Here is a 15,559-nt window from a genome sequence, read left to right as displayed (position 1 = left end):
CAAGAGCGCTTTGCTTACTTTCGCGCTTTTCGAAAGTGAGCCGCCGTCAGGGCGGAACCCTAGGTGGCCGTTACCTAAATAAAGGATATGTACCCGGTCCAACTGCGTTGACCGTTAGGCCGACTTCGCAGGCAAGCCAGCTCCCACATTTGGATCGTGGCGTGTCAGGCAGATCTGCGTCGGTTGGTAGGTCGTCACGGGAGCAAGCTCCCTCGCCACAGGTTCAGCGTCGCTGCGAAGTTGTGTAGACACCTATGGCTATCGCAGGCAAGCCAGCTCCCACACTGACCCTATTTCAGCGGGTCTGAACGACGACCTTACCCACCGCCTTGCGCTGTCCCAGATCATTGATCGCCTTTGCGGCCTGTTCCAGCGGATACACCTGCGACACCAATGGCTTGAGCTTGCCCTCGCCATACCAGGTGAACAACTGCTGGAAATTCGCTGCATTGTCCTGCGGCTGGCGCTGGGCAAACGAGCCCCAGAACACCCCGACCACCGCTGCGCCCTTGAGCAGCGCCAGGTTCACCGGCAGTTCAGGAATACGCCCACTGGCGAACCCCACCACCAGCAGCCGCCCATTCCAGGCGATCGAACGAATGGCCTGGTCAAACAGGTCGCCACCCACCGGGTCGTAGATAACATCGGCGCCATTGCCATCGGTCAGGCGCTTGACCTCATCCTTGAGGCTGGCTTCGCTGTAGTTGATCAGCTCATCGGCGCCAGCGGTCTTGGCCACTGCGAGCTTGTCGGCGCTGCTGGCGGCGGCAATCACCCGGGCGCCCATGGCCTTGCCGATCTCCACGGCGGCCAGGCCCACGCCGCCGGACGCACCAAGCACCAGCAAGGTCTCGCCGGGTTGCAGGTTGGCGCGTTGTTTCAGCGCATGCATGGAGGTGCCGTACGTCATGCTGAAGGCGGCGGCGGTGTTGAAATCCATGCTCGGCGGGATCGGCAGCACGTTATAGCCGGGCACCGCGACCTGCTCGGCAAAGCTGCCCCAGCCGGTCAGCGCCATCACACGGTCACCGACTTTCAGATGGCTGACTTTCTCACCCACTTCACTGACCACGCCTGCCGCTTCGCCACCGGGGGAGAACGGAAAGGGCGGCTTGAACTGGTATTTGCCTTCGATGATCAGGGTGTCCGGGAAATTCACCCCGGCGGCGTGCACGTCCAACAGGATTTCGTTCTTCTTGATCGCGGGGCTGGCGATCTCTTCCAGCACCAGGGTTTCGGCGGGGCCGAAGGCTTTGCACAGCACAGCTTTCATCGGACTATTCCTTTTGGCGTCGTGGCCGATAAGTGTAGGAGGGAACGCCCGTGGGTCAACGAGCATGCCCGCGCCTGATAAGCCCCCATAAGCTTGTGCTCAGCCTTGCTAGCGTTATGCTACCCGGCAACCGAATTCGAGGAATGAACTGTGAAAGCGTGGATCCTGTTGATGCTGGCCCTGACCTTGCCGATGGCAGCCCAGGCCGAAGAGGCCAAAGAGGGCGAGGCGCCGAAGGTCAGCTATATCAGCCTGAGCCCGCCGTTCGTGGGCAATTACGGCCTGGATGGCACCGCCAAGCTCAAGGTCTACAAGGCCGACATTGCACTGCGCGTGACCGGTGATGAGGCGGCGAAGCTGGTCAAGGCCAACGACCCGTTGATTCGCAACCAACTGGTCGCGCTGTTTACCCAGCAGACCAACGAGACCATGAGCAGTGTGGAAGGCAAGGAAAAGCTGCGTCAGGAAGCGTTGAAGCAAACGCAGCAGGTGATGAACGATGAAACCGGCAAGCCAGTGGTAGAAGACCTGCTGTTCAACAACCTGATCATCCAGTAAGTCGCTGCGCGACTATCGCGGGCAAGCCCGCTCCCACAGGGGCTCGCATTTCCAGTGTGGGAGCGGGCTTGCCCGCGAAGAGGCCCTGACAGGCACCGCAAGAAGCCAGTGTCAATTAAAGCAACTGCAGGACCGCTGCCCACTGCTCCGGTGTGACCGCCATGACCGAAAGCCGACTGCCCTTTTGCACCAGCGGCATTTCAGCCAGTGCAGTTTGCTGTTTTAGATAGCCGAGCCCCAGCACCTTGGAGAAGGTTTGCACATGTGTGACATCGATCGCGCTCCACGGGTTTTTCTCCGGGGTGGCCTTGGCGTCGAAATAGTGGCTTTCTGGTTCCAGCGCAGTGGGGTCCGGATAGGCGGCCCGAGTGATTTTGCCGATGCCGGCAATCCCTGGCTCCGGGCAACTGGAATGGTAGAAGAAAAACTCGTCGCCCACGGCCATGGCGCGCAAAAAGTTGCGGGCCTGATAGTTGCGTACCCCGTCCCAGCGCGCTTCGCCGAGCTTCTCCAGGCCGTTGATAGAGAGTTCGTCGGGCTCGGATTTCATCAGCCAGTAGGCCATTGTTGGGCTCCTGAAAAAGGCATTGGGCAAGTTGTCGGGCAATTGCATGACAAACCGACAGTCGGTTGGCGTCAAGGTTTGCGTGTTGGTTCACGTTACCGCAGAATGCGCGCTTTTAAGCTTGACGCAGCTGCAACGGACTACTTTGGAACGTTGTTGTCATCGTGTACGAGGTGCCTGAAAGGGGGGCAATCGATGCAACGTAAGCCGGATTTACTATGGATTTTGGTTATTTTGTTTGGTCTGGGCGTCGTGACCACCGGTTATGCCCAGAGCCTGTGGTCGAACAAGACCGATGCACCGGTTGAACTGGCTCAGCAGCAGCCACAACCGTTCAAGCGTTAACTCAAGCATTCACCAAGGCGCCGCTGTTTCCAGCGGCGTTTGTGCGTCATACCACTGCGTATCAGTCACCGTCCCCGCCAACGGCACATCCCAACTCGCCTGCGCCAGGCGTTCGACTTTCTGGCATTCATGGGCCAGCCCCAGCAGCGTTGGCTTGCGCCAGCTCTGGCGGCGGGCAAGATAGGCCAGGCTGCGATCGTAGAACCCGCCGCCCATGCCCAGGCGCCCACCCACATCGTCGAACCCCACCAACGGCAATAACACCAGGTCCAGCGCCCAGACTTGGCGCTGACGATGGGCATTGACCCGTGGTTCAAGGATGCGAAAGCGGTTGGGCAGCAACTTATCCCCAGGCCGTACGCGCTGGAACACCATCTTGGTGCGCGGCCAGGCGCTGAGCACCGGCAGGTAAGTGGCTTTGCCGCGGCGCTGGGCCGCACGCAGCAGCAGGCGCGGATCGATTTCACCGTCCGTGGGCAGATATAAAGAGATATGTTTGGCCCGGCGAAACAGCGGGTGCTGTGCCAGTTGCCGGTACACACCCTGAGCGGCCTGGCGCTGCTCGCTTGGCGTGAGGGCGCGGCGGGCCTTGCGCAACATGCGTCGAAGTTGCGGACGAGATAGCGGCGCAGGTTCGGTCATGATTTTCGGCTCATAAAACAATGCCAGTCCGGGGACTGGCATTGAGTTTGGGAATTCAGGCTCCCCGACAGAGCCGCTGTCGACTTAGCCCTTGAACCCGAAAGTTCAAGGTGGAAGAAGCAGTAGGCTTTAAGGCTTTCCGTCTAGCGGACATGCACACCAGCCCAACGTGCAACTTCCAGGGTAGTGCGAATCGGCTCAGGGACATCGCCGACTGGCAAACACGCCAGGGAGTGGGGCGAGTATACCTTAAACCCGCTCGGCAATCAGCCCTTGGGTGTGTCTGAATCGGTGGAAAGCGCCAGATCCACGCGATCAAGCAGGTCACGCACCTGCTCGCGCGTCGAACCACTGGCCTGTACGTCAGGGCGCTCCTGCTTATGCAGCAGGTCGTGGGTGATATTCAGCGCGGCCATCACAGCGATGCGGTCGGCGCCAATCACTTTGCCGCTGCTGCGGATTTCGCGCATCTTGCCGTCCAGGTAGCGGGCAGCGCTCACCAGGTTGCTGCGTTCTTCCTGGGGGCAGATGATCGAATATTCTTTGTCGAGGATCTGCACGGTAACGCTATTGCTTGAACTCATGAGTCTTGCTCCAGGGCCTTCAGGCGCGAAATCATCGATTCGACCTTACGCCGGGCGATTTCGTTTTTTTCAATGAGGTGAGCGCGTTCCTCGCGCCAGGTCTTTTCCTGAGCTAATAGGAGTCCGTTTTGACTCTTAAGTTGCTCGACCCGATCAATTAGCAGTTCGAGTCTGGCCATCAGCGCTTGCAGGTCGGTGTCTTCCATTGGGTTCCACTGGATTTGTCTGATGAATGGCAACTGCAGGATAAACGATCTGACGCCCTCGATAGTCTTGGTACGTCTGCCGGTGCTAGGATACAGCGCTCCATTCTAGACATTGCGCCGTCTGGCGCCTAGCTCACCATGCCCATTCAAAATTCCCCGTACGACGCTTTTTCCAAACTGCTGAGCACCAGCGGCCACCCTTGCTCGCCTGCCGAACTGCACGGCGTGCTGTTGGGCCGCAGTTGCACCGGTGTGGGCTTTGATGCCGACAACTGGCTGGCCGATGTGGCCGAGTTGCTGGAAACCGAACCCACCGAGAACGTGCGCAATGCGTTGATCGGCCTGCAAGAGATGGTCAAGGGCGAGTTGACCGGTGACGACGTCACCGTGGTCCTGCTGCTGCCGACCGATGACGCGCCGCTTACCGAGCGCGCTGCTGCCCTGGGCCAATGGTGCCAGGGTTTCCTCCACGGTTTCGGCGTGAATGCCGGCGGCCTGGAGCTGAGCACCGACGCCAAGGAAGTGCTGCAGGACCTGGCGGCGATCTCACAGGTGCAAGATGCCCTGGAAGAGTCCGAAGATGGCGAAGGCGACTACATGGAAGTCATGGAATACCTGCGCGTCGCGCCGTTGCTGCTGTTCACCGAGACCAAGAAGTCCGCTGAGCCGGTCGCTGCCAAGCCGTCGTTGCACTAAAGAAAGGAAGCCCATCTGCCCATGATTCATATCCCCAAAGCGGAATACACCCGTCGCCGCAAGGCGCTCATGGCGCAGATGGAACCCAACAGCATCGCGATCCTGCCGGCCGCCGCCGTGGCCATCCGCAACCGCGATGTCGAGCATGTTTACCGCCAGGACAGCGATTTCCAGTACCTGAGCGGTTTCCCCGAGCCCGAAGCGGTGATCGTGCTGATGCCCGGTCGCCAACACGGCGAGTACGTGCTGTTCTGCCGCGAGCGCAATGCCGAGCGCGAATTGTGGGACGGCCTGCGTGCGGGCACCGAGGGCGCGATTCGCGACTTTGGCGCGGATGACGCCTTCCCCATTACCGATATCGACGACATCCTGCCCGGCCTGATCGAAGGTCGCGACCGTGTGTACTCGGCCATGGGCAGCAATGCCGAGTTCGACCGGCACGTGATGGAGTGGATCAACGTGATCCGTTCAAAAGCACACCTGGGCGCCCAGCCGCCGAACGAATTCGTTGCCCTGGATCATTTGCTCCACGATATGCGCCTGTATAAATCGGCGGCAGAAGTGAAGGTGATGCGCGAGGCAGCGCGAATTTCCTGTGCGGCCCATGTGCGGGCGATGCAGGCCAGCCGTGCCGGCCTGCATGAGTTCAGCCTGGAAGCCGAGCTGGATTACGAGTTTCGCAAAGGCGGCGCGAAGATGCCGGCCTATGGCTCCATCGTCGCCGCCGGGCGCAACAGCTGCATCCTGCATTACCAGCAGAATGACGCGGTGCTCAAGGACGGCGACCTGGTGCTGATCGACGCCGGGTGTGAGATCGATTGCTACGCCAGCGACATCACCCGTACCTGGCCGGTCAACGGCAAGTTTTCGCCGGAGCAGAAGGCGATCTACGAGATTGTGCTGGCCTCCCAGGAAGCCGCCTTCAAGCAGATCGCGCCGAACAAACATTGGAACCAGGCCCATGAGGCGACCGTGCAGGTCATCACCGCCGGCCTGGTGAAGCTGGGGTTGTTGCAAGGTGACGTTGACGAGTTGATCGCCAGCGAAGCCTACCGCGCCTTCTACATGCACCGTGCCGGCCACTGGCTGGGCATGGATGTGCATGATGTGGGCGAGTACAAAGTGGGCGGTGAATGGCGCGTGCTGGAAGTGGGCATGGCCTTGACCGTGGAGCCGGGCATCTATATTTCCCCGGACAACCAGAACGTGGCAAAAAAATGGCGTGGCATTGGCGTGCGCATCGAGGACGACGTGGTAGTGACCAAGCAAGGCTGTGAAATCCTGACTGGCGGCGTGCCCAAGACCGTTGCCGAGATCGAGGCGTTGATGGCGGCTGCCCGATGAGCCGGGTCAACCTGGCGATTATCGGCGGTGGCCTGGTGGGCGCCAGCCTGGCCCTGGCGTTGCAAGCGGGGGCCAAGGCGCGGGGTTGGAAGATCGTGCTGATCGAGCCCTTTGCACCGGGCGACAGTTACCAACCGAGCTACGATGCGCGCTCTTCCGCGCTGTCGTTTGGCGCGCGCCAGATTTACCAGCGGCTGGGCCTGTGGCATGCCATTTCCCGACGTGCGGAGCCGATCAAGCAGATCCATGTATCGGACCGTGGGCGCTTCTCCACCGCGCGTTTGTCCGCGATGGAGGAGGGCGTGCCAGCCCTGGGTTATGTGGTGGAAAACGCCTGGCTCGGCCAATGCCTGTGGCAAGGCTTGGACAAGGACGTGGTGAGCTGGCGCTGCCCGGCGGAAGTCACGCGCATGGAGCCTCTGCCCGATGGCTATCGCCTGACCCTCAACGATGAAACCGTGCTGGAATGCGACCTTGCGGTACTGGCCGATGGCGGCCGTTCCGGCCTGCGAGAGCAACTGGGCATTGGCGTGAAAACCCGGCCCTACAACCAGAGCGCGCTGATCGCCAACATCACCCCGAGCGAAGCGCACAATGGCGAGGCGTTCGAGCGCTTTACCGATGAAGGCCCCATGGCCTTGCTGCCGCTGCCGGACAACCGTTGCGCGCTGGTCTGGACCCGCATCGGCATGGACGCCCAGCGCTTGGCCAGCCTCGACGAGCGTAGCTTCCTGAGCGAACTGCAGGGTGTGTTCGGGTATCGCCTGGGCACCCTCAAGCAAGTGGGTGCCCGCCACCTGTACCCGTTGACCCTGGTGGAAGCCGAAGAGCAAGTGCGTTCGCACCTGGCGGTCCTCGGCAATGCCGCCCATAGCCTGCACCCGATTGCCGGGCAGGGGTTCAATCTGTCTCTGCGCGATGCCAATGCCTTGGCCGAAGCGCTGCTGGCCGGGCCTGCTGTGCCGGGTGACCTGGCGACTTTGCAAAGCTATCGCGAGCGCCAGCGCCTGGACCAGCAACTCACCGTAGGCTTCTCCGACCAGGTCACGCGCCTGTTTGGCAGTGCCCAACCGTTGGTGGCGCTGGGCCGCAATATGGGCTTGCTCGGCCTCGACCTGTTGCCACCAGCCAAACGCTGGTTCGCCCGCCAGGCCATGGGCCTGGGTACGCGTTCCGATGCGTAAGTGGCTAACCCAACGCGTGGGTAAGGCGCGGCTGTTGCGCTGGTTCCTCACCCTGTACCCGCCGTACCTCGGCGCCGGGGTGCGGGTGCAGGCACTGAGTGCCGACTTCCGGCATGCCAAGGTGCGCATGGGCCTGGGTTGGTACAACCGCAATTACGTCGGTACGCAATTTGGCGGCAGCCTGTATTCGATGGTCGATCCGTTCTACATGTTGCTGTTGATGGAAAACCTGGGCCGCGACTACATCGTGTGGGACAAGGCTGCGAGTATCGACTTCATCTCGCCGGGCAAAGGCCCGGTGTATGCCGAATTCTCCATCGACGACACTTTGCTCGATGAAATCCGGCGCCAGACCGCAGGTGGCGAGAAATATCTGCCCCACCTCAAGGTCGAGATTCATGACGGCTCCGGCACCCTGGTGGCGCGGGTCGACAAAACCCTTTATGTGCGGCGCAAGCCGCCAGCGAGACAGGTTTGAATATGGACATGCGCGCAGATGTGCTGATTGTCGGGGCCGGAATGGTCGGAAGCGCCCTGGCGCTGGCGTTGCAGGGCAGTGGCCTGCAGGTGCTGCTGCTCGACGGCAGCCCGTTGAGCGTCAAGCCGTTTGAACCGGCTGCGGCGTTTGAACCACGGGTAAGCGCGCTGTCGGCGGCCAGCCAGCGCATTCTTGAGCGCCTGGGCGTGTGGGACGGCATCGTAGAGCGGCGTGCCAGCCCCTATGGCGAAATGCAGGTATGGGACGGCAGCGGCACTGGGCAGATCCACTTCTCGGCGGCCAGCGTGCATGCGGAGGTGCTTGGGCATATCGTCGAGAACCGCGTGGTGCAGGATGCCTTGCTCGATCGCCTGCATGACTGCGACCTCGGCCTGCTGGCCAATGCGCGCCTGGAACAGATGCGCCGATCCGGCGATGACTGGTTGTTGACCCTGGCCGACGGCCGCAAGCTGCGCGCGCCGCTGGTGGTGGCCGCCGACGGTGCCAACTCCGCCGTACGCCGCCTGACCGGTACACCTACCCGCGAATGGGATTACCTGCACAACGCCATCGTCACCAGCGTGCGCAGCAGTCAGCCGCACCAGCGCACCGCGTGGCAACGTTTCACCGACACCGGCCCGTTGGCGTTCCTGCCGCTGGTGCGCGATGGGCAGGAAGACTGGTGCTCGATTGTCTGGTCGACCACGCCCGCGGAGGCTGAGCGCTTGATGGCGCTGGATGATGAACGCTTCTGTCGGGAACTGGAGCGTGCCTTCGAGGGGCGCTTGGGCACTGTGGTTAGTGCCGACCCGCGTGTGTGCGTACCGTTGCGCCAGCGCCATGCCAAACGTTATGTGGCCGAAGGCCTGGCGTTGATCGGCGACGCCGCCCACGTCATTCACCCGTTGGCGGGGCAGGGCGTCAACCTGGGGTTCCTCGATGCAGCCGTGCTGGCCGAAGTGCTGTTGGCGGCGACCGAGCGCAGCGAGCGCCTGGCCGATGTGAAAGTGCTGAGCCGTTACGAGCGGCGCCGCATGCCCCATAACCTGGCGCTGATGGCGGCGATGGAAGGCTTTGAGCGCTTGTTCCAGGCCGATCAACTGCCGCTGCGCTGGTTGCGCAACGCGGGTTTGAAAATCGTCGACCAGATGCCCGAAGCCAAAGCCGTGTTTGTGCGCCAGGCACTGGGATTGACTGGCGATCTCCCCGAACTCGCCAAACCCTGAACTGACAATACAACCCTCTGTGGGAGCCGGGCTTGCCCGCGATGAGGCCATCAGCTCCAGCGCATATTCTGGCTGTGCAACATCTGGTAACGCCTCCACCAAGCGTTACCAAATGTGAGTCCTTATCATTTGCCCTCCATTTGCAAATGAGAGACCGCACCCATGTTGGCACCCAAGCGCCTCCTGACTGCCCTGGCACTCACCCTGATCGGCAGCACCACCGTGCAGGCGGCCGACGAAGTCGTGGTCTACTCCTCGCGTATCGACGAACTGATCAAGCCCGTGTTCGACGCCTACACCAAAAAGACCGGCGTACAGGTCAAGTTCATCACCGACAAGGAAGCCCCGTTGATGCAGCGCATCAAGGCCGAGGGCGAGAACGCCACCGCCGACCTGCTGCTCACCGTTGACGCCGGTAACCTCTGGCAGGCCGAGCAGATGGGCATCCTGCAACCGTTCACCTCTCCTGTCATCGACAAGAACATTCCTCTGCAATATCGCTCATCGGCCCACGCCTGGACCGGTTTGAGCCTGCGTGCGCGAACGATCGCCTATTCCACCGACCGGGTAAAGCCGGGCGACCTGACCACCTACGAAGCCCTGGCCGACAAGCAGTGGGAAGGCCGCCTGTGCCTGCGCACGGCGAAAAAAGTCTATAACCAGTCGCTGACCGCCACGTTGATCGAGACCCATGGCGCGGCCAAGACCGAAGAAATCATCAAGGGTTGGGTGAATAACCTCTCCACCGACGTGTTCTCCGATGACATCGCCGTGCTGGAGGCGATCAACGCCGGGCAGTGCGACGTGGGTATCGTCAACACCTATTACTACGGTCGCCTGCACAAGCAGAAGCCAGACCTGGCAGTGAAGTTGTTCTGGCCGAACCAGGGCGACCGCGGCGTGCATGTGAACCTCTCTGGCATCGGCCTGACCCAGCACGCACCGCACCCGGAAGCGGCCAAGGCGCTGGTGGAGTGGATGACCACGCCTGAGGCGCAGAAGATCTTCGCCGACGTCAACCAGGAATTCCCGGCCAACCCGGCGGTACCGCCATCGGCGGAAGTGGCGACCTGGGGCAAGTTCGTGGCCGATACCTTGCCGGTGGAAGTGGCAGGCAAGCGCCAGGCCGAAGCGATTCGCCTGATGGATCGCGCTGGCTGGAACTGAGTACAATTTGTAGGAGGCAAGCCCTAATATCTGTAGGAGCGAGCTTGCTCGCGAAAAACGTCAACGATAACGCGTGTTTTCTGAATAAACGCGGCGTCTGTGAGTTTTTCGCGAGCAAGCTCGCTCCTACAGGCATCAGGGCCTCCCCCTCCCACACTGTTTTTGTCTGCCTTCAGATAGCCTGTTTACAGAGAGTTTGCTCTTGGCCCACCCCGCCCAACGTCGCTGGTACCTGCCGGTTTTCAGCGTCGCCGCCCTGGTGCTGTTGCCGCTGAGCGTGCTGCTGCTGTCCTGGCAAAGCATCGACCCGCAGATCTGGTCGCACCTCTGGGACACTCAGATGCCCCGCTTGCTGGGCAACACCTTGACCCTGGTGCTCGGTGTCGGCCTGGGCGTGACGCTGCTCGGCGTCAGCCTGGCCTGGCTGACCAGCCTGTGCGAGTTCCCCGGGCGGCGCTGGCTCGATTGGGCACTGATGTTGCCCTTTGCAATCCCTGCCTATGTGCTGGCCTTTGTGTTCGTGGGCCTGCTGGATTTCGCCGGTCCGGTGCAAACCCTGCTGCGCGAGTGGTTCGGCACCGGGCTGCGTTTGCCGCGGGTACGCTCTACCAGCGGCGTGGTCATTGTGTTGGTGCTGGTGTTCTACCCCTATGTCTACCTGCTGGCGCGCAGCGCGTTCCTGGCCCAGGGCAAAGGCTTGATGGAAGCGGCGCGGGTGCTGGGGCAATCGCCATGGCAAGCGTTCTGGCGCGTGGCATTGCCAATGGCGCGGCCAGCGATTGGTGCCGGTGTGGCCTTGGCGCTGATGGAGACGCTCGCGGATTTTGGTGCGGTCTCGGTGTTCAATTTCGACACCTTTACCACCGCAATCTATAAAACCTGGTACGGCTTTTTCAGCCTGTCCAGTGCCGCGCAACTGGCCAGCCTGCTGCTGCTGGTAGTGATGCTGGTGCTGTATGGCGAGCGACGTGCGCGCGGGGCCAGCCGACCGAGCAATGAGCGCCCACGGGGCAAGGCGTTGTACCACCTGCGCGGGTTCAAAGCCGTGGCGGCCAGCGCGTGGTGCAGCCTGGTCTTCGCCTGTGCGTTCGTGATTCCGATGCTGCAACTGGTGGCGTGGTTCTGGCAGCGTGGCCGCTTCGACCTGGATGAACGTTACACCGGGCTGATCGTGCATACCCTTTACCTGGGCGGTATCGCAGCGCTGATCACTGTCAGCGTGGCGCTGATACTGGCCTTTGCCAACCGTCTGGCGCCCACCCGGGCGATTCGCTCCGGTATCAGCCTGGCCAATGTCGGCTATGCCTTGCCAGGCTCGGTGCTGGCGGTGTCCATCATGCTGGCGTTCAGTTACCTGGACCGCGAGTTGGTGGTGCCGCTCTCCGGATGGCTGGGCGGGGCGGGCAAGCCTTTGCTGCTGGGCAGCCTGTCGGCACTGGTGCTGGCGTACCTGGTGCGGTTCCTGGCGGTGGCCTACGGGCCGCTGGAAAACAGCCTGGCGCGAATCCGTCCGTCACTGCCCGAAGCGGCACGCAGCCTTGGCGTGAGCGGCCCACGGCTGTTTTGCAAAGTGTATCTGCCGTTATTGCTGCCGGGCACGTTGAGCGCAGCGCTGCTGGTGTTTGTGGATGTGCTCAAGGAAATGCCCGCCACCTTGCTGATGCGCCCGTTTGGTTGGGACACCCTGGCGGTCCGCATCTTTGAAATGACCAGTGAAGGCGAATGGGCGCGGGCGTCTTTGCCGGCGCTGACCCTTGTGCTGGTTGGCTTGTTGCCGGTCATCGGGCTGATTCGTCGCTCGGCTCGGCAAATCGGTTAGGTGCCAGTCCTACGGCTTGAGGCTACAATGCGCGGCATTCGGTGCGCTCCGTCTTTCGGATCGACCTGCTGTATGTGGCTGCGGGCCTTGTAGTACGAGGTGTTCAGCGCAAGTGGCAGCTCTGCGCGCCTTCGCCAAGCCCGGAAGGAGAAACCCATGGGACAGCGTACGCCTCTGTATGACCTGCATCTCGCCCTCGGCGCGAAAATGGTCGATTTTGGCGGTTGGGATATGCCTTTGCATTACGGCTCGCAAGTTGAAGAGCACCACCAGGTGCGACGTGACTGCGGGGTCTTCGATGTATCTCATATGACCGTGATCGATGTCACCGGCCCCCAGGCCAAGGAATGGCTCCAGTACCTGCTGGCCAATGATGTCGACCGACTGCATGGCTGTGGCCGTGCGTTATACAGCGCCATGCTCAACGAGCAGGGCGGGGTGGTGGACGACATGATCGTCTACCGCACCGAAACCGGTTACCGCCTGGTGGTCAACGCCGCCACCCGCGATCAGGACATGGCCTGGATGCAGGCGCAACTGGGCACCTACTCAGTGCAGCTGCATGAGCGGTCAGAGTTGGCCATGCTCGCCATCCAAGGCCCCCACGCCCGGCAGAAAATCGCCGAACTGGTGACCCAGTCCCGTGGCACCCTGATCCACCAGCTCAAGCCGTTCGAAGGCCGGGCCGACGGTGACTGGTTTATCGCCCGCACCGGCTATACCGGCGAAGACGGCCTCGAAATCGTGCTGCCGGCTGATCAGGCACCGGGCTTTTTCAACGATCTGGTGGGCGCGGGCATTTCCCCCATCGGTCTCGGTGCGCGCGACACCTTGCGCCTTGAGGCTGGCATGAACCTCTATGGCCAGGATATTCACCAGGCCGTCTCGCCCCTGGCGGCCAACATGGCCTGGAGCATCGCCTGGGAACCGGTCGAGCGTAACTTCATTGGCCGCGCTGCGCTGGAAGCAGAAAAAGCGGCCGGCGTGCAGTTCAAACTGGTGGGGCTCGTTCTCGAAGAGCGTGGCGTGCTGCGTGCTCATCAGGTGGTTCGTATCGCCAATGTTGGCGAAGGAGAGATCACCAGTGGTAGTTTCTCGCCTACGCTAAGCAAATCCATTGCGCTGGCGCGTGTGCCGACGGCGACTGCCGACCGGGCCGAAGTGGAAATCCGCGGCAAGTGGTATCCGGTTCGAGTGGTCAAGCCGACCTTCGTGCGTCATGGCAAAACCCTGATCTAACCAATTCCGGCAGGCCAAAGGCCGCTGACATTTCATCTTGAGGACACAGACTATGAGCAATATCCCTGCCGACCTGCGTTTTGCCGAAAGTCACGAATGGGCCCGTCTGGAAGCTGACGGCACCGTGACCGTCGGGATCTCCGACCATGCACAGGAAGCTTTGGGTGATGTGGTGTTTGTTGAACTGACCGAAGTGGGCAAGGTGTTTGCCGCTGAAGATCAAGCGGGTGTGGTGGAGTCGGTCAAGGCCGCTTCGGACATCTACTCGCCGATTGCGGGCGAAGTGATTGCTGTCAACGAGGACTTGAGTGGCAGTCCTGAGCTGTTGAACTCTGACCCTTACGGCGCGTGGATCTTCAAGCTCAAGCCAAGCGACAAGGCCGAGCTGGACAAGCTGCTGGATGCCGCGGGCTACAAAGCCGCCATCGGCGAATAAACGCCATAGTTACAACGACACAAATCAATGTGGGAGCTGGCTTGCCTGCGATTGGATCACCCGGGTATCACCGATACACCGAGGTGCCAGCATCGCAGGCAAGCCAGCTCCCACAGTTGATTGGGGTGTGTCTGCCGGTTGTGATCAGTCTCTTTTCAATACGGCTTTAACGGCCGCTACAGCCCGTTCCACATCCGCCTCTGTCATCGCCGTGAACATCGGCAACGACACAATCAAACGCCCAACACGCTCCGCCACCGGGAACATGCCTTCCTTGAAACCCTGTGCCCGATACAGGCTCAGCAGGTGGATCGGCGGGTAGTGATAGCCGATACCCACGCCGTGGGCCTGCATCTGTTCCATGAACGTGGCGCGGGCTGGCAGGCCATCCTGGCGCTCCGGCAATACCAGTTGGAACAGGTGCCAGTTGCTGTTTTCGAAGTCGGCCGGCGGCAGTTGCGCGCCGTATTGGGCTTCGAAATCGCTGCCAAAGCATTTGAAGTAGTGTCGTGCCAGGTTCTGACGATGGGCGGTGATCTTCTCGATGTGCGCAAATTGCCCCAGGCCTATGGCGGCGGCAATGTCGGTCATGTTGAACTTGCCACCCAGCACATCCACATCCAGGCCATCGAAGCCGCTGCGGGTGACGCCTTGCAGTCGGTACTTCTCTGCCAGACGGGCCTCCTCGGCATTGTTCAACACCAGGCAGCCGCCTTCGGACGACGTGATGTTCTTGTTCGCCTGGAAGCTGAAGGACACGAAGTCGCCGGTTGCGCCGATGCGTTCTCCATCCCAGCTGGACCCCAGGGCCTGGGCAGCATCTTCGACAATACGCAGGTTGTACTTGTTGGCCAGCGCGTAGAGCATCGGCATATCCACAGGCAAGCCGGCCAGGTAGACCGGGATTATCGCCTTGGTGCGCGGAGTAATGGCCGCTTCTACCTGGGCCAGGTCGATATTGCGTGTCACCGGGTCGATGTCGGCAAAGACCGGAGTGGCGCCGACTTCGAGAATCACGTTGGCCGTGGCAACCCAGGAGATTGGGGTGGTGATGACTTCATCCCCAGGCCCGATCCCGGCGATGCGCAAGGCGATCTCCATGGTGCAGGTGCCCGAGTTGAAGGTGCGCACCGGACGGCCGCCAAAATAGTCCGACAGCTGTGCTTCGAACGCCTGCACCTTTGGTCCGCTGGTGATCCAGCCGGAACGCAGAACATCGCCGACCGCCGAAATGGTGGCTTCATCAATGGTCGGTTTGGAAAACGGCAGGAAGGGCTGTTGGCTCATGACGAAGAAGGCATCCGTTTCAGGTAGGCAATGAAAGATAGACGAGTCAGTAGGGCATGGTTGCACGCTGAGACTGAATATAGCCTGTCATCCATGAACGATTCGTCATGCAGCAGGCAAAAAAATGCCGCTTGAGAAAGCGGCATTTTTTATGAGGGCAGTTGTTACTCGGTTACAGCATTCTTCGCCAGGATGGCGTTAGCCAGTTCCATGTCCGTGGCTTGGAGGCCAGGGTTATCGGCGCGGACCTTCTGCATGGCCGCTTCCAGATACGGGCCGCGAATGCCGCCGTCGCTGGCGACGAAGCTGCCCGCGTCGTCCTGGGCGGCGACCACCAGCTTGTGGTCCTTGAAGGTCAGGTAAGTCGAGCCAGTGGTGGCGCCCGACGAGATGACATTACGCCAGAAGCTATCGGCCATGGCTGAGCCGACAGGTAGGGAAAGCACAGCGAGGGTTGCGACAGCATATTTGAGACGCATGATGGGTGACTCCGGTGGGTTATCTGTACGT

The 15,559-nt window shown here is 61.3% G+C and carries 18 protein-coding genes and 1 other RNA gene; 11 read left to right on the top strand and 8 right to left on the bottom strand.

Annotated elements, in window-relative coordinates; genetic code table 11:
- Nucleotides 1-295: 295 nt before the first annotated feature.
- Nucleotides 296-1,273 carry an NADPH:quinone oxidoreductase family protein gene (locus APH41_RS01445; protein ID WP_054917086.1) on the bottom strand — a complete coding sequence of 326 codons (978 nt, stop codon included), beginning with the start codon at nucleotides 1,271-1,273 and terminating at the stop codon, nucleotides 296-298.
- A gap of 150 nt (nucleotides 1,274-1,423) precedes the next feature.
- Between APH41_RS01445 and APH41_RS01440 the strand changes: the two genes are divergently transcribed.
- Nucleotides 1,424-1,831: a flagellar basal body-associated protein FliL gene (locus APH41_RS01440; protein WP_014720413.1), complete on the top strand. Its 408-nt coding sequence runs from the start codon at nucleotides 1,424-1,426 to the stop codon at nucleotides 1,829-1,831.
- A 115-nt stretch (nucleotides 1,832-1,946) separates the two neighbouring features.
- Here APH41_RS01440 and APH41_RS01435 read toward each other — a convergent pair whose 3' ends face one another.
- Nucleotides 1,947-2,396: an EVE domain-containing protein gene (locus APH41_RS01435; RefSeq protein ID WP_054917084.1), complete on the bottom strand. Its 450-nt coding sequence runs from the start codon at nucleotides 2,394-2,396 to the stop codon at nucleotides 1,947-1,949.
- Nucleotides 2,397-2,591: 195 nt separating this feature from the next.
- On the opposite strand from APH41_RS01435, the gene APH41_RS28970 reads away from it, so the two are divergent.
- The gene (locus APH41_RS28970) at nucleotides 2,592-2,741 is read left to right on the top strand and encodes a hypothetical protein (RefSeq protein ID WP_010207387.1); all 150 of its coding nucleotides are present in this window, start codon (nucleotides 2,592-2,594) and stop codon (nucleotides 2,739-2,741) included.
- Between the two features lie 9 nt (nucleotides 2,742-2,750).
- On the opposite strand, the gene APH41_RS01430 is transcribed toward APH41_RS28970, so the two are convergent.
- The 4 genes from APH41_RS01430 to APH41_RS01420 all read right to left on the bottom strand — a co-directional run bounded on the left by APH41_RS01430 (nucleotide 2,751) and on the right by APH41_RS01420 (nucleotide 4,173).
- Nucleotides 2,751-3,383, bottom strand: a complete 633-nt coding sequence (locus APH41_RS01430; protein WP_054917082.1) for a 5-formyltetrahydrofolate cyclo-ligase — start codon at nucleotides 3,381-3,383, stop codon at nucleotides 2,751-2,753.
- A gap of 57 nt (nucleotides 3,384-3,440) precedes the next feature.
- A non-coding RNA gene (ssrS, locus tag APH41_RS27755) (6S RNA) lies at nucleotides 3,441-3,619 on the bottom strand.
- 30 nt (nucleotides 3,620-3,649) lie between these two features.
- A complete protein-coding gene (locus APH41_RS01425; RefSeq protein WP_054895993.1) occupies nucleotides 3,650-3,967 on the bottom strand; it encodes a cell division protein ZapA in 318 nt (105 codons plus the stop codon).
- Nucleotides 3,964-4,173, bottom strand: coding sequence for a TIGR02449 family protein (locus APH41_RS01420; RefSeq protein WP_003177365.1), 210 nt, complete (start codon nucleotides 4,171-4,173; stop codon nucleotides 3,964-3,966). The genes APH41_RS01425 and APH41_RS01420 overlap by 4 nt, the downstream gene beginning before the upstream one ends.
- A 138-nt stretch (nucleotides 4,174-4,311) precedes the next feature.
- Between APH41_RS01420 and APH41_RS01415 the strand changes: the two genes are divergently transcribed.
- The 9 genes from APH41_RS01415 to gcvH all read left to right on the top strand — a co-directional run bounded on the left by APH41_RS01415 (nucleotide 4,312) and on the right by gcvH (nucleotide 13,762).
- On the top strand, nucleotides 4,312-4,869 hold the full coding sequence (locus tag APH41_RS01415) for a YecA family protein (RefSeq protein ID WP_054917081.1): 558 nt from the start codon (nucleotides 4,312-4,314) through the stop codon (nucleotides 4,867-4,869).
- Nucleotides 4,870-4,890: 21 nt separating this feature from the next.
- Nucleotides 4,891-6,213 (top strand): Xaa-Pro aminopeptidase, encoded by a 1,323-nt coding sequence (pepP, locus tag APH41_RS01410; protein ID WP_034129009.1) that lies wholly within the window; start codon nucleotides 4,891-4,893, stop codon nucleotides 6,211-6,213.
- Nucleotides 6,210-7,397, top strand: coding sequence for a 2-octaprenyl-6-methoxyphenyl hydroxylase (gene ubiH / locus APH41_RS01405; RefSeq protein ID WP_054895992.1), 1,188 nt, complete (start codon nucleotides 6,210-6,212; stop codon nucleotides 7,395-7,397). Before pepP ends, ubiH begins: the two co-directional genes overlap by 4 nt.
- Complete coding sequence (locus tag APH41_RS01400) at nucleotides 7,390-7,875, top strand: DUF4442 domain-containing protein (RefSeq protein WP_054917078.1); 486 nt, start codon at nucleotides 7,390-7,392, stop codon at nucleotides 7,873-7,875. The genes ubiH and APH41_RS01400 overlap by 8 nt, the downstream gene beginning before the upstream one ends.
- Before the next feature lie 8 nt (nucleotides 7,876-7,883).
- The gene (locus tag APH41_RS01395) at nucleotides 7,884-9,101 is read left to right on the top strand and encodes a 2-octaprenyl-3-methyl-6-methoxy-1,4-benzoquinol hydroxylase (protein ID WP_177333541.1); all 1,218 of its coding nucleotides are present in this window, start codon (nucleotides 7,884-7,886) and stop codon (nucleotides 9,099-9,101) included.
- 162 nt (nucleotides 9,102-9,263) lie between these two features.
- Complete coding sequence (locus APH41_RS01390) at nucleotides 9,264-10,268, top strand: extracellular solute-binding protein (protein WP_014720404.1); 1,005 nt, start codon at nucleotides 9,264-9,266, stop codon at nucleotides 10,266-10,268.
- Nucleotides 10,269-10,470: 202 nt separating this feature from the next.
- Complete coding sequence (locus tag APH41_RS01385; RefSeq protein ID WP_020301817.1) at nucleotides 10,471-12,087, top strand: iron ABC transporter permease; 1,617 nt, start codon at nucleotides 10,471-10,473, stop codon at nucleotides 12,085-12,087.
- Nucleotides 12,088-12,243: 156 nt separating this feature from the next.
- The gene (gene gcvT / locus APH41_RS01380; RefSeq protein WP_034129004.1) at nucleotides 12,244-13,326 is read left to right on the top strand and encodes a glycine cleavage system aminomethyltransferase GcvT; all 1,083 of its coding nucleotides are present in this window, start codon (nucleotides 12,244-12,246) and stop codon (nucleotides 13,324-13,326) included.
- A 52-nt stretch (nucleotides 13,327-13,378) separates the two neighbouring features.
- Complete coding sequence (gcvH, locus tag APH41_RS01375) at nucleotides 13,379-13,762, top strand: glycine cleavage system protein GcvH (protein WP_054895989.1); 384 nt, start codon at nucleotides 13,379-13,381, stop codon at nucleotides 13,760-13,762.
- Between the two features lie 144 nt (nucleotides 13,763-13,906).
- Here gcvH and APH41_RS01370 read toward each other — a convergent pair whose 3' ends face one another.
- Both APH41_RS01370 and APH41_RS01365 read right to left on the bottom strand, forming a co-directional pair.
- Complete coding sequence (locus APH41_RS01370) at nucleotides 13,907-15,049, bottom strand: DegT/DnrJ/EryC1/StrS aminotransferase family protein (RefSeq protein WP_034129003.1); 1,143 nt, start codon at nucleotides 15,047-15,049, stop codon at nucleotides 13,907-13,909.
- Nucleotides 15,050-15,213: 164 nt separating this feature from the next.
- On the bottom strand, nucleotides 15,214-15,528 hold the full coding sequence (locus APH41_RS01365) for a DUF2388 domain-containing protein (RefSeq protein ID WP_003176799.1): 315 nt from the start codon (nucleotides 15,526-15,528) through the stop codon (nucleotides 15,214-15,216).
- Nucleotides 15,529-15,559: the final 31 nt, after the last annotated feature.

This window comes from Pseudomonas sp. NBRC 111138, from assembly GCF_001320835.1.
Classification (GTDB): domain Bacteria; phylum Pseudomonadota; class Gammaproteobacteria; order Pseudomonadales; family Pseudomonadaceae; genus Aquipseudomonas; species Aquipseudomonas paracarnis.
The sequence above is the reverse complement of the archived record's forward strand: the minus strand, read 5'-3'. Positions and strand labels throughout refer to the sequence as shown.